Here is a 12,661-nt window from a genome sequence, read left to right as displayed (position 1 = left end):
GACATGGAGCATGAGGTGTTCGTTCCGGTTCCGGCCGCACGGCTGAAAGAAACCCTCGCCGACCCCGCGCAGGTGGCCCGGGCGGTTCCCGGGCTCCAGCAGGACGCGGGCGCCGAGCCCGTCACCGGGCGGCTGAAAATGCGCGTCGGCAGCCACTCCGTCACCTACCGCGGCACCGTCCGCATCACCCGGCAGGACGACGGTTCGTACGCCGCCGAGGGCGACGCCACCGAGACCCGCGGCACCGGCTCGGTCAAGCTCGCCCTCACCCTCCGCGTGGCGGAGGCGGACGGCGGCTCCCGGCTGACCTTCGAGGGCACGGCCTCCGCGGACGGCCGCCTCACCGAACTGCCGGCCGAGCAGGTCGCGTCGGCCGCGATCCGCCTGCTGAACCGTTTCGCGGAGAGCCTGGCGGCGGGCGCGGAGGACGAGGGCACTCAGGAGCAGCCCGAGACGCCCCGCGAACCCGAGGAGACCGAGCCCCTCGTCACCCAGGAGTTCGAGCCCAAGGCGACCAGCGACTTCGAGACGACCCCGGACGCCGACGACGCCCCCGCCCCCGCCGCCGAGCACACCTCGGTCCACGACACCGAGGTCCCCCCGCCGTCCCTCGACCCGCTCGCCGAAGACACGGAGGACACGGAGGACACGGACGACGTCACCGAGGGCGCGCCCCCCGCCGAAGCGGCCCACGCCCGCCGCACGATGATCGGCCGCAGCGCGGAGGAGGTCGACCACGCCCCGCCCCGCGGCCGCTACGCCCCCGTCCCCGCCCCGCAGACGGTCTCCCCCGGCTCCTCCCTGCGCTGGGCGGCCCCGGCGGCGGCCCTCGTGGTCGCGTCCGCGATCGTGGTGGGCCGGCTGCTGCGCAGGCGGCACTGACGGCGGTCTTGATCGCCCCAGTAGGGTCGTCCCGTGAGTAACGAAGACATCACGCTGACCGCGGGCGACGCGGAGGTGACCGTGCAGCCGGGCAACGGCGGCCGGGTCGGAGGACTGCGCGTCGGCGGCACGGAGCTGCTCCGCCAGGGCGAACGCTTCGGCTGCTTCCCGATGGTCCCCTGGTGCGGGCGGATCCGCGACGGCCGCTTCCGGGACGGCGCCACCGTCCACCAGATGCCGCTCAACTCCCCGCCGCACGCCATCCACGGCACGGTCCGCGACGGCGCCTGGCACACCGCGCGTGTGAACGACGACGAGGCCGTCCTCACGTACGACCTGGTCGAGCCCTGGCCCTACGCCGGCCGCGTCACCCAGCAGTTCGCGCTCACGCCCGACGCCCTGACCCTGACGATGTCCGTCGAGACGATCGACTCCTCCTTCCCGGCCCAGATCGGCTGGCACCCCTGGTTCAACCGGAACCTGGGAGGCAAGGACGTACAGCTCGACTTCACTCCCGCGTGGCAGGAGGAGCGCGGCGAGGACCATCTGCCGACCGGCAACCGCGTCGACCCGCGCCCCGGCCCCTGGGACGACTGCTTCGGCATGCCCGGCGGCGTCGACGTCACCCTCACCTGGCCGGGTCAGCTGGAGCTCAAGGTCACCAGCCGCGAGGAGTGGGTCGTCGTCTACGACGAGCAGCGGGAGGCCGTCTGCGTGGAACCCCAGACCGGCCCGCCCAACGGCCTGAACACCCTCCCTCGCCTGGTCACCCCGCTGGAGCCGCTCGAGGCCTCGACCACCTGGACCTGGCACCGCCTTTAAGCTGGGCGGCATGACGGACGTACGTGGCGAGCTGCTGCAGCAGATCAAGGACAAGGCCGTGGTGCACGGCAAGGTGACCCTCTCCTCGGGTCTGGAGGCCGACTACTACGTCGACCTGCGCCGCATCACCCTTGACGGTGAGGCCGCCCCGCTGGTCGGTCAGGTGCTCCTGGACCTGACCGCCGACCTCGACTTCGACGCGGTGGGCGGTCTGACCATGGGCGCCGACCCGGTCGCGGCGGCCGTCCTGCACGCGGCCGCCGCCCGCGGCAAGCGCGTCGACGCCTTCGTCGTGCGCAAGGCGGCCAAGGCGCACGGGCTGCAGCGCCGCGTCGAGGGCCCGGAGATCAAGGGCCGCCGGGTGCTGGTCGTCGAGGACACCTCCACCACCGGCGGCTCCCCGCTGACCGCCGTCGAGGCGGTGCGTGAGGCGGGCGCGGAGGTCGTCGCCGTCGCCACGATCGTCGACCGCGCGACCGGTGCCGCCGAGAAGATCCAGGAGGGCGCGGGAGTGCCGTACCTCTACGCCTACTCCAAGGACGAACTCGGACTCGACTGAGCTACTCGCGGGTACCCCGGCCGTGTTGTCCACAAGCCGGACACGGCGGGCAAAGCATCAGGCCAAGTCTGGAAAGATGGGCCCGACGATGACGTCACCACCCAAGGTCTAGGTCAGGGCCGTAGTACGCAGCACGCCAACCCGCACATACCAAGGAGCGGACAGATGCCCATCGCAACTCCCGAGGTCTACAACGAGATGCTGGACCGGGCGAAGGCAGGCAAGTTCGCCTACCCGGCGATCAACGTGACCTCGACCCAGACCCTGCACGCGGCCCTGCGCGGTTTCGCGGAGGCGGAGAGCGACGGCATCATCCAGATCTCGACGGGTGGCGCCGAGTTCCTGGGCGGTCAGTACAGCAAGGAGATGGTGACCGGCGCGGTCGCCCTCGCCGAGTTCGCGCACATCGTCGCCGAGAAGTACCCGGTCACGGTCGCCCTGCACACGGACCACTGCCCCAAGGACAAGCTCGACGGGTACGTACGTCCGCTGCTCGCGGTCTCCGAGGAGCGCGTGAAGGCGGGCGGCAACCCGCTCTTCCAGTCGCACATGTGGGACGGCTCCGCGGAGACCCTCGCCGACAACCTGGCCATCGCCCAGGAGCTCCTGGAGCGCGCCCGCGCCGCGAAGATCATCCTCGAGGTCGAGATCACCCCGACCGGCGGCGAGGAGGACGGCGTCTCGCACGAGATCAACGACTCCCTGTACACGACGGTCGACGACGCCATCCGTACGGCCGAGGCGCTGGGCCTGGGCGAGAAGGGCCGCTACCTGCTGGCCGCGTCCTTCGGCAATGTGCACGGCGTGTACAAGCCGGGCAACGTGGTCCTCCGTCCCGACCTGCTGAAGGAGCTGAACGACGGCGTGGCCGCCAAGTTCGGCAAGGCGTCCCCGTTCGACTTCGTCTTCCACGGCGGCTCCGGCTCCACGGAGGAGGAGATCCGCACCGCGCTGGAGAACGGCGTGGTCAAGATGAACATCGACACGGACACGCAGTACGCCTTCACGCGTCCCGTCGCCGACCACATGTTCCGCAACTACGACGGCGTCCTGAAGGTCGACGGCGAGGTCGGCTCCAAGAAGACCTACGACCCGCGCACCTGGGGCAAGCTGGCCGAGGCGAGCATGGCCGCCCGCGTCGTCGAGGCCACGCAGAACCTGCGCTCGGCCGGTACGAAGATCAAGTAACTCCGGGGAACCTCTCGGGAACTCACGAGCCCGGCGTCTGTGCCACGACGCCGGGCTCGCGTATACCTGGGTCATGCCCGACGTCCGGATCGCCTCCCCGCAGGGCAAGTGGATCCTGCTGACCACCGTGCTCGGCTCCAGCATGGCCATGCTGGACTCGACCGTCGTCAATGTCGCCCTGCCGCGCATCGGCCGCGATCTGGACGCGAACCTCGCCGCCCTCCAGTGGACGGTCAACGCGTACATGCTCACCCTGGCCGGGCTGATCCTGCTCGGCGGCTCCCTCGGTGACCACTACGGCCGCCGCAAGGTCTTCGTGATCGGCGTGGTGTGGTTCGCGTCGGCGTCGCTGCTGTGCGGCCTCGCGCCGAACGCGGGCGTGCTCGTCGCGGCCCGCGCGCTGCAGGGGGTCGGCGGGGCGCTCCTCACGCCGGGTTCCCTCGCCCTGATCCAGGCGTCCTTCCACCCCGACGACCGGGGCAGGGCGGTGGGCCTGTGGTCCGGCTTCGGCGGGATCGGCGCGGCGGTCGGCCCGTTCCTGGGCGGCTGGCTGGTGGACGGGCCCGGCTGGCGCTGGGTCTTCCTGCTCAACGTCCCGCTGGCGCTGCTGTGCGCCCCCATCGCCGTACGCCACGTCCCCGAGTCCGCGGACGGTCGCAGCCACGGCCGCTTCGACGTGCTCGGCGCGGTCCTGGGCGCGCTGGCACTCGCCCTGGTGACGTACGCCCTGATCGAGGCCCGGCAGGGCTCCCTCGTGGTCGCCGTCACCGCGGTGGCCGGGCTGGCCGCGGGCGTGGCCTTCGTGTACGTCGAGAAGCGGCGCCCGGACCCGATGATGCCGCTGGACATCTTCAAGTCCCGCGAGTTCACGGCCGTCAACCTGGTCACGTTGTGCGTCTACGCGGCCTTCGGCGGCTTCTTCTTCCTCACCGCCGTCCAGCTGCAGGTCGCCGTGGGCTGGTCGCCCCTCGCCGCCGGTACGGCCCTGCTGCCGACGACCGTCCTGATGCTGCTGTTCTCCGCCCGATCGGGTGCCCTCGCCGACCGCATCGGGCCGCGCATCCCGCTCACCGTCGGCCCGCTGCTGTGCGCGGCGGGCATGCTGCTGATGCTGCGGGTCGGGCCGGGCGCCTCGTACGTGCTCGACGTCCTGCCCGCGGTCCTGGTCCTCGGCGCCGGCATGGTCACCCTGGTGGCACCGCTGACGGCCACCGTCCTCGCCTCCGTGGACACCGCGCGTGCGGGCCTGGCCAGCGGCATCAACAACGCGGCGGCCCGCGCCGCCGGCCTGATCGCGGTGGCCGCACTGCCGCTGCTCGCCGGGATGGGCCCGGACGCGTACCTCTCCCCGAGCGCCTTCGACGACGCCTTCCACCGGGCGATGCTGCTGTGCGCGGGCGTCCTGGCGCTCGGCGCGGTCGTCGCCTTCGCGACGGTACGCCCGCTGCCGCCCGGCTGCCGCCGCCCGGAGTGCCGTACGCACGGCTCGGTCACGGCGCCGCCGCTGGAGGGGGAGCGGGCGAGGAAACGGATCGCATGACAGCCCGTCCGGCGTTTGCGGACGAGGCCGTTCAGGCCGAAGCGGGGGTCTGGGGGCGGCAGCCCCCAGCAGGGGCGACACTGGTTCACATGTCGATTCACGAGAACCTTCTCGGGGGCCCGCCCCCGACCCACCTCCCCGACGACCCCGCGCCCCGCGAACTCCTCGCGAACGGCACCGCGCCCGCGGACGTCGCCGCCAAGTACCCCACGTCCTCGCTGGCCTGGGCCCAGCTGGCCGACGAGGCGTTCGAGCGGGGCAGCGTCGTGGAGTCGTACGCCTACGCCCGCACGGGCTACCACCGGGGCCTGGACGCCCTGCGCCGCAGTGGCTGGAAGGGCCACGGCCCGGTGCCCTGGGAGCACGAGCCGAACCGCGGCTTCCTGCGCGCCCTGCACGCCCTCGCCCGCGCCGCCGGAGCCATCGGCGAGCAGGAGGAGTACGAGCGCTGCACCCAGTTCCTGAAGGACTCCTCGCCGACGGCGGCCCAGACCCTGGGCTAGCCGTCCACTGCTGTCGCCTCTCGGGCCCGTCCGGTGTGACCGGGCGGGCCTTGCGCTGCGCGGCCGAGCGCCGCGCTGAGCAGCGTGCCCAGGAGAGCCACTGCCGCGAACACGGTCCACAGGGCGGCAGGGGAGGCGAGCAGCAGCAGGGCTCCCGCTGCCGGGACGGCCACGGAGGCGATGGACCAGGAGGCCTGGTACACCGCCATGCAAGGGGCTTCCATCCCGGGCGGCGCGAGCTCGGCCGCCTGTCCGTCGCTGGTGGGGGCGATCACGATCTCGCCGAAGGTGTACACCGCCATCGAGGCGAGCGCCAGGGCGACGGCGGCCGCCGGCACGGCCGTGTCCCGCAGCGGGGGGACCAGCGCGAACCCCAGCCCGGCGGCCGCGTACAGGGCGCCGCCCACGGCCATCATGCGTGGTGCGCCGCGGTCCGCCGTCCGTTTCACCAGCGACTGCTGGAACAGCACGACGAGGGCACCGTTCAGGGCCAGTACGGTGCCGGCCACCCAGCCGCCCAGTCGAGCGCCGTCGACCAGATAGAGACCGGTGAACGTCGAGACCAGCGTGGCGCACACCGTGAAGCAGGTCTTGGCGCCGGTCAGCAGCGCGAAGCCCGGCAGGCGCAGCACCTCAAGGGTGCCGGTCCTGGGGGCGTCGGGCCCAGGGCCGGAGGAGCCGGCAGCGGCCGGTGCGGCCGCCTGCCCCCGCAGCCGCAGCAGTACGACGGCGGTGACGGCGAAGCTCGCCGCGTCGACCAGCGCGATCACCCGAAGTCCGGCCGAGCTGTGCGCCGAGGCCAGCAGGCCGCCGGCGAGGGACCCCAGGCACAGGCCGACGTTGCGGGCCCAGCCCACCGTGCCGAAAGCACGGCGCGAGGCGGGCCCTCGGGCGAGCCGGGCGATCGTGGCGCCGAGCGAGACCCACGCCGCCTTGTCGAGTACGGCCGACAGGGCCAGCGCGCCCACGGCCGCGGGCGCGGGCAGGGTCACCGTGTACAGGACGAACAAGGGGGCGCGCACGGCGTTGACCAGGATGAGCGAGCGCAGATGACCCACCGACTGCACAAGCCGTCCCAGGGCAGCGCCCGACACGATGAGCGCCAGGTTCACCACGGTGAGCGTGCTGCCGACGGACGTGACGTCGAGGTCCTGCACACGCACGAAGTACAGCAGCGCGAAGGGCATGAACATCCCCGAGCCGACCGCGTCGACGATCATCGCCGACATGAACAGCCGGGGCAGCGGCCCGTCCTCCCGGTCCACCGACCGGGTCGGCGTCCGACTCACGCGTCGGGCACCTTGGTCAGCCCGAGGAGGCCGAGCAGCCGGGAGTTCGCCTCGGCCAGCTGCGCCAGGGTCTCGCCGCGGTCGGGGCCGCTGCCCAGGACATAGCCGGCCCGCCACCAGTTGGCGTCCACGCTCGCCAGGGCCGACCCGGGCGGCAGCAGTCGCTCCGCGTGGGTGACGAGCGGCAGACCCTCGCGGACCCCGGCCATCGTGGGGGCGTCCGCGACGGTTCCCGTACCCGCCACGAACTCCACCGCCGCCACCTGGGGGGCGGCACCGGGCCGGGTGCGCACGGGGTTCTCCTCGCCGAGCGCGAGCGACAGGGCGGCGTCGTACAGGTCGACTCCGCTGGCGCGCAGCAGCACGTCGCTGATCAGGCCGCCGGCGGGGCGGAAGGCGACCTCGATGAGGTGCCAGCGGTCGCCGTCGCGCTTGGCCTCCAGGTGGAGCACGGCGCTGTCGATGTCCAGCGCCTTCGCCACGCCGTCGACGAAGCGGGTGGCGGACGGGACCAGTTCGCGCTGTACGGCGGGGTCGATCACATGCCGGGTCTCGACGAAGGACGGCGGCGCGGTGCAGGTCTTCTCGGTGACCCCCACGAACAGGGTGCGCCCGGCCGACACCACGGCCTCCAGGGAGAGCTCCGGACCCGGCACGAAGTGCTCGACCAGCGCGCGGGGCTGACCGGTCGTGGACATCACGGCCATGAGGGCGGCAGGCAGTTCGGCGGGGTCGGCCACGCGTCGGATGCCGAGGCTCGCCGCACCGTCGACGGGCTTGACGATGACCTCGCCGGACGGAGCGGAACGCAGCAGCGCCTCGGCCTCGGCGGGGTCCGCGGTGAGCACGAAGGGCAGTCCGGCACCGGTACCGGCGAGCCGGCTCCGTACGTCGGCCTTGTGGGCGAGTTCGTCGGCCACGGCCGCTCCGGCTCCGGGCAGTCCCCACTCCTTGGCGAGGCGGGCTGCGATGCGGGTGCCCCAGTCGTTGAAGGCGAGGACGCCGTCGACCCTGCCTGCGAACGACTTCAGACGGTCGAGGTCCGGTCCCGGATCCTGATGGTCCGTCAGGCGCCAGGCGTGGTTCTCGGTGGCCAGCCGGTCGTAGCGGGAGTAGGCGGTCTCGTCCACGAGGATCGTGTCGACCCCTCTGCGCTCCGCCGCCGCGAAGAAGCGTTCCCGCAGGGGGCCGATGCCGATGATCAGGACGGTGGGGTGTGCGTTCAAGGCACTCTGCTCCTTCGCAGGCGGTTCAGCCGGCACAGGTGGTTCAGCGGGCTTCTCGGGAGGCGAACGCCGCGTCCGTGCGGCGCAACAGGGCGGCGTGGGCCCGGGCGGCGGGCGGTACGGCGCTCAGCAGCGGACTCGCCGTGGCGCCCCGGTGCAGCTTGGCCGTCGCGGTGCCCGTGCTGAGCAGCACACCGCGGGCCGCGCTGTCCCGGGCCAGGCGCGCCATCAGGTGGTAGGCGACGTGGAAGTACGCGCCGATCTCCTTGCTTCCGGGGCCGAGTCCCACCATGCGCGGCAGCACGTCCCGGGTGCCGAGGAGGGCCGTCGAACTGGCCACGGCGTTCCCGTGCCGGTCCCGTACGAGTGCCACGCAGTAGCGGGAGCCGAAGGCGTGCCGCAGGCCCTCGTTGACGCGCAGCAGCCGGGCCGGGTCGCCCGGGATGCCGTGCTTCTCGTCCGAGCACGCCTCAAGGTGCGCGACCTCCTGCTGGATCCGGTCGGTCACCTCGGCGCCCCGGTGGATCTCGGCGCTCGCACCGGCCTGTGCCAGGGACGCCAGCTCTCGCCGTAGTCGGCTCCGGCGGTGCGCCGAGAAGCCCGCCAGATAGGCGGCCTCGTCCGGCCCGACGTCCGCGATCCGGTAGTAGTGGTCGGTGACGCCCACGCTCCAGCCGCGCCGCCGCAGGGACGGAAGGACGGGGTCGTCCGCGTCGAGGTGCAGGAAGGTGAGCAGCCGCCCCTGCCTGTGCGCGTACTCCTCGAGGGCGGTCAGCAGCGCGTCCGCGTCGAACCTCGCACCGCGCGCGGGAAACACGGACTGCCCGTACCCGAGGGCGCAGACGTTCAGCTGGTGCAGCCCTTCGGTCCTGGCCCGCGCGAGGTCCGCTTCGGACTGCTCCACGTCGCGGCCCGTGCCGGCGGCCACGTCGGTGCAGTTCATCCGGGGGAAGCCGGAGTGGTGGTCCTGGGTGCGCACCGCGCAGGCGGCGCCCGCGCCGGGTATCTCCAGAAACCGCACTCCGTCCTCGGGCCAGCGGTTGGCGGTGAGCCAGGCCCGTGAGGACCTGGGGTCCGCCGGGTCGGCACTCCAGTACGCGCCGGGCAGACCGTCCGCCGTCGCGTATTCCGTGACCGTCACATCGCCACCGCTTCCACTCCGTTGCGCACCAGCCCCCAGCGCACCCTCGACTCCCGGTGGATGCGCCAGATGTGGTCCTCCGTCAGCAGCCGGGAGACGACACCCGGATACGCCTCCTCGAAGAAGGAGTACGGCGGGGGTACCTCAACTCCCTGAGAACCGTAGTCGAGTTGATCCTCCATGCCGTGCCGGTGGGTGATCTCCGTGCCCGGGTGGTACGTCAGGATGTTGGGGCTGGCGAGCATCAGGTAGCCGTCGTCGATGAGCCGGCCCACCTCCTCGATGGTCTCGCCGATGCTGTCCTCGGTCTCGCCGTCGAGCCCGAAGAGGACCGAACTGCCCACCCGGATCCCGTGGTCGCGCAGCAGCCCCAGTGCCCGGCGCACCCGCTCCTTCCACGGCGTGCTGCGCCGGACGTTCTTGTGGACGTGCTGCATGACCTGCTCGGACATGCTCTCGATGCCCACGTACACATAGCTGCAGCCGGCCCGGCGCATCGCGGTCAGACCCGCGCGTACGATCTCGGGCCTGGGGCCGGTGAGCACGTCGACGGTGAGCTGGGCACCCCACTGCAGGTCGGCGAGACCGCGGTCGATCTGCCGCGCCTCGGCCAGCTCGGCGCAGAACCGCCCGATGCGGGGCCAGGAGCCGGACCAGAAGATCGAGTCGTCGAAGAAGGCGGCCTCGGCGCCGTACTCGACGTACTCCCGCAGCCGCTCCACCGTCATCCCGGTGTCGCCGGGCACCGGGCGCCGCACCTGGCCCAGCAGGGCGGACTCCGAGCAGAAGGTGCACCGCATCGGACAGGTGCCGGAGACCAGGACATGGGCGCACCGGGCGACCGTGCCGTCGTCCCTGGTGAAGATGGGGAAGCGGGAACGGATCAGGAACGGGGCGTACGGCGACGGGTTCCGCTCCGCCGGTACGGGCGGGCCGTCCACCGCGAACGCGATCCAGCCGGCGGTGCCGCGGACGAGGATGCTGCCACGCCCGTACTCCTGCCCGCCCTCGCCCGCCATCCGCTCCAGCTCGGCGGCGACCGGGCCGGCACCGGCCACGCGGGTGGCCGGGTCCATGGCGCGGGCGACGGCCCGCAGGGTGAGGTCGAGCAGGGGGCCGCCGTCGCCGCTGACGAGGACGTCGACCGGGCAGGCGGTGCCGGTGGCGCTGGGCGCGAGGTGCACCTGCGCCGGCTGCTCGCGGCGCACCGTCTCATCCGCGTGCCGGCCGCCCATCACCACCAGGGCGGTGGGGCATTCCGCCTTCACCAGGGCGGCGATCTCCAGGGCGTAGCGGTGCGCCGGGGAGACGGCGCTGATCAGGACGACGGAGGGGGTGCGCCGGCGCAGCAGGCCGACGAGGTCGGCGCGCGTCCGCGGGGTCCATGTCCGGGGGTCGAAGACGGTGTCGTCGGTGGTCCGCACCTCGGTCTCCAGGCGGCGGGAGACGTCGGGGCGCTCCTTCTTGCCGGGGAGGGCGGGCCAGAGCGGACACAGGTCGTTGTAGACGTCGGTGGGCCCGAAGGGGTCGGTGAACGAGGCAGTCGCCCGGACCATGGGGTAACTCAGCGCCGAGTAGAGGGCCATGGGGTCGCCGGGATAGGCGACGTCGTTCTCCTCGTCGGTGATCACCGGTGCGAGAACCGCCAGCACACCGAAGGCGCGCGCCGCCCCGGCGGCCTCGGATCCGGCGCGCTCGGCCGCCGCCCGGACCTGTCGGCGGCGCGCCCGCAGGACAGGGCCGGTGTCCCGGCTGCCGATGTGCAGGAGGCCGGATCCGAACGTGGCTCGTACCTGAAGCGCCGTCATGCCGCCGACCGTTCCTTCCACTTGCCCGACAGGGCGCCGATGTGCGCGGGGGTCGTTCCGCAACAGCCCCCGACGAAGGCGGGCGCGGACCCGGCGGCCCAGCCGCGTGCCAGGTCGGCGAAGACCTCCGGCGACAGGGCCGGCGGCAGCGTGTGGGCGCTGTGCTCCCACGGGCCGAGCGCGGTGCGGTCCTCCAGGTTGGGGTAGACGCCGACCGGTACGCCGAGGCCGGACAGCCGCTCCAGGGCGCGGGGGACGGCGGCGGGGGGCAGGCAGTTGGCGGCCACGGCAGCCGCTCCGGCGTCGACGCAGGCTCGCGCCGCCTCGTCGAGCGCGTCACCGTCGGGGAGCGTGATCCCGTCCGTGACCACGAAGCTCACCCAGGCCGTCAGCCCGTGCCGCACCGCGGCCTCGACCGCGATCACGGCCTCCCGGCGGGTGCACTGCGTCTCCACGAGGACGAGGTCGGCCCGCGTCCCGGCGAGCACCCCGGCCAGCCAGCGGTGCTCGCGGCGCAGGGAGTCGTCGTCCGGGGTCAGCGCCGGGGTGTAGCAGTCCTCGACGGGGGCGACCGAGGCGGCCACCAGGGCGTGCGGGGTGCCGGCGGCCTCCCGGGCCCGTACCGCACAGGCCACGGCCCGGTGCACGTACTCGTGCTGTTCCGCCTCGGCCACGCCCATGCGGGACAGGGCCCGGGCGTTGGTGCGGAAGGTGTTGGCGGTGACGACGTCGCTGCCGCTGCGCAGGAACCGGGCGTGCACCTCGACCAGCGCGTCCATCCCGGCGGCGGTGCGCAGGGGCGCGCTGGTGAGCCACGGCTCGAGCATGGGGATCCCGGCCGCCTGCAGGCCGGTGGCCGTGCCGCCGTCGAGGATCCTGGGGAGTGGGCTCATACCGTCTCCCTGAATCGCTGTGTTCTTCCGGCGCTGCCCCAGGCGAGGAATTCCTCGACCCATTCGGCCGGCATCAGATTGATCTTCTGGTCGGCGAAAGGGCGTTGTTCGGGAGGGATCCAGTCGGCGTCGCCGCGGCGTGGAACCGAGCCGTCGGGTCTGGTGATGTGCGGGCCGTGGTAGAACCAGGCGATCTGCCCGACGAACTCGTTCAGCACCGCCCGGTGGATGCCGGGCGAGAACATCCTCAGATGCGCGTAGGCCACGGAGAGTTCACCGCGCAGATCGAACGGGGCGCGCATCAGGTAGTGCCCGAAGTAGTCGTGCGTGGCGCGCAGGACGTCGTTGTGGAGGGCCGGCGTTCCGTCGATCTCGGTGCCGGACGGGGCGAGGAGCGGGTTGTCCGGGTCCTCGTAGCCCTCCGGGCCGTGCCCGTGCGCGGTGGGGAACACCTGGAGGTCCTCGCCGGCGTCCAGGGCGCGGCACAGCTCCCGGGACGCGGTGTAGGGCTGCCCGGAACCCCGGAAGAAGCGCACCTTCAGCCCCATGTCGGTCATACAGGCGAGCTGGGTCCGGGCTTCGCGTGCCATCTGCAGGTACTGGCCGCGGGCGTCGGGATCGGTGGGGCGGCTGGGTTGCTCGTGGAAACGCAGCGCAATTCGCCGCACCAGGTCTTCCGGGACGCCGGACGCCGCGAAGGGAGAACCGACCCAGTCGTGTTCCATACCGGTGCGGCGAAGGTACAGCCGGGAGACCTCGCAAACATCAACGACCATGGCTTCCATGGTCGTTGTGGCCGCCCGCCGGGGC

At 72.8% G+C, this 12,661-nt stretch carries 12 protein-coding genes; 6 read left to right on the top strand and 6 right to left on the bottom strand.

The genetic code is table 11. From position 1 onward, the window contains the following. Positions 1 to 3: 3 nt before the first annotated feature. The 6 genes from ACFY1E_RS06605 (at position 4) to ACFY1E_RS06580 (ending at position 5,494) form a co-directional block, all read left to right on the top strand. Positions 4 to 882, top strand: coding sequence for an SRPBCC domain-containing protein (locus ACFY1E_RS06605; RefSeq protein WP_389072227.1), 879 nt, complete (start codon positions 4 to 6; stop codon positions 880 to 882). Between the two features lie 33 nt (positions 883 to 915). Continuing rightward, complete coding sequence (locus ACFY1E_RS06600; protein WP_389072225.1) at positions 916 to 1,704, top strand: aldose 1-epimerase; 789 nt, start codon at positions 916 to 918, stop codon at positions 1,702 to 1,704. 10 nt (positions 1,705 to 1,714) lie between these two features. After that, a complete protein-coding gene (pyrE, locus tag ACFY1E_RS06595; protein WP_351472563.1) occupies positions 1,715 to 2,263 on the top strand; it encodes an orotate phosphoribosyltransferase in 549 nt (182 codons plus the stop codon). Positions 2,264 to 2,428: 165 nt separating this feature from the next. Next, complete coding sequence (gene fbaA, locus ACFY1E_RS06590) at positions 2,429 to 3,451, top strand: class II fructose-bisphosphate aldolase (RefSeq protein WP_389072221.1); 1,023 nt, start codon at positions 2,429 to 2,431, stop codon at positions 3,449 to 3,451. Between the two features lie 73 nt (positions 3,452 to 3,524). After that, positions 3,525 to 4,991: an MFS transporter gene (locus ACFY1E_RS06585; RefSeq protein WP_389072218.1), complete on the top strand. Its 1,467-nt coding sequence runs from the start codon at positions 3,525 to 3,527 to the stop codon at positions 4,989 to 4,991. A gap of 89 nt (positions 4,992 to 5,080) precedes the next feature. Continuing rightward, complete coding sequence (locus ACFY1E_RS06580; protein ID WP_389072216.1) at positions 5,081 to 5,494, top strand: DUF3151 domain-containing protein; 414 nt, start codon at positions 5,081 to 5,083, stop codon at positions 5,492 to 5,494. On the opposite strand, the gene ACFY1E_RS06575 is transcribed toward ACFY1E_RS06580, so the two are convergent. Genes ACFY1E_RS06575 through ACFY1E_RS06550 form a run of 6 tightly spaced genes read right to left on the bottom strand, consistent with a single transcriptional unit; the run spans position 5,491 to position 12,627 of the window. Then, positions 5,491 to 6,783, bottom strand: coding sequence for an MFS transporter (locus ACFY1E_RS06575; RefSeq protein ID WP_389072213.1), 1,293 nt, complete (start codon positions 6,781 to 6,783; stop codon positions 5,491 to 5,493). The two genes, ACFY1E_RS06580 and ACFY1E_RS06575, sit on opposite strands and share 4 nt — an antisense overlap. Then, on the bottom strand, positions 6,780 to 8,009 hold the full coding sequence (locus ACFY1E_RS06570; RefSeq protein ID WP_389072211.1) for an ATP-grasp domain-containing protein: 1,230 nt from the start codon (positions 8,007 to 8,009) through the stop codon (positions 6,780 to 6,782). Before ACFY1E_RS06570 ends, ACFY1E_RS06575 begins: the two co-directional genes overlap by 4 nt. Before the next feature lie 43 nt (positions 8,010 to 8,052). Continuing rightward, entirely contained in the window at positions 8,053 to 9,150 is a 1,098-nt protein-coding gene (locus ACFY1E_RS06565; protein WP_389072209.1) for a hypothetical protein, read from the bottom strand. Further along, positions 9,147 to 10,958: a B12-binding domain-containing radical SAM protein gene (locus ACFY1E_RS06560; RefSeq protein ID WP_389072207.1), complete on the bottom strand. Its 1,812-nt coding sequence runs from the start codon at positions 10,956 to 10,958 to the stop codon at positions 9,147 to 9,149. The genes ACFY1E_RS06565 and ACFY1E_RS06560 overlap by 4 nt, the downstream gene beginning before the upstream one ends. Next, positions 10,955 to 11,851: a homocysteine S-methyltransferase family protein gene (locus ACFY1E_RS06555; RefSeq protein ID WP_389072204.1), complete on the bottom strand. Its 897-nt coding sequence runs from the start codon at positions 11,849 to 11,851 to the stop codon at positions 10,955 to 10,957. The genes ACFY1E_RS06560 and ACFY1E_RS06555 overlap by 4 nt, the downstream gene beginning before the upstream one ends. Continuing rightward, a complete protein-coding gene (locus tag ACFY1E_RS06550; protein WP_389072201.1) occupies positions 11,848 to 12,627 on the bottom strand; it encodes a hypothetical protein in 780 nt (259 codons plus the stop codon). Before ACFY1E_RS06550 ends, ACFY1E_RS06555 begins: the two co-directional genes overlap by 4 nt. Between the last annotated feature and the right edge of the window lie 34 nt (positions 12,628 to 12,661).

It is taken from the genome of Streptomyces sp. NPDC001604 (genome assembly GCF_042893475.1).
GTDB lineage: Bacteria > Actinomycetota > Actinomycetes > Streptomycetales > Streptomycetaceae > Streptomyces.
Note: the sequence above shows the minus strand (reverse complement) of the source record. Positions and strands in the feature narration are given on the sequence as shown.

Excerpts from the sequence above, each read along its gene's own strand:
- ACFY1E_RS06605 (WP_389072227.1), top strand. The coding sequence starts at position 4 with ATGGAGCATGAGGTGTTCGTTCCGGTTCCGGCCGCACGGCTGAAAGAA.
- ACFY1E_RS06550 (WP_389072201.1), bottom strand. The coding sequence starts at position 12,627 with ATGGTCGTTGATGTTTGCGAGGTCTCCCGGCTGTACCTTCGCCGCACC.
- fbaA (WP_389072221.1), top strand. The coding sequence starts at position 2,429 with ATGCCCATCGCAACTCCCGAGGTCTACAACGAGATGCTGGACCGGGCG.
- ACFY1E_RS06560 (WP_389072207.1), bottom strand. The coding sequence starts at position 10,958 with ATGACGGCGCTTCAGGTACGAGCCACGTTCGGATCCGGCCTCCTGCAC.
- pyrE (WP_351472563.1), top strand. The coding sequence starts at position 1,715 with ATGACGGACGTACGTGGCGAGCTGCTGCAGCAGATCAAGGACAAGGCC.
- ACFY1E_RS06580 (WP_389072216.1), top strand. The coding sequence starts at position 5,081 with ATGTCGATTCACGAGAACCTTCTCGGGGGCCCGCCCCCGACCCACCTC.
- ACFY1E_RS06555 (WP_389072204.1), bottom strand. The coding sequence starts at position 11,851 with ATGAGCCCACTCCCCAGGATCCTCGACGGCGGCACGGCCACCGGCCTG.
- ACFY1E_RS06585 (WP_389072218.1), top strand. The coding sequence starts at position 3,525 with ATGCCCGACGTCCGGATCGCCTCCCCGCAGGGCAAGTGGATCCTGCTG.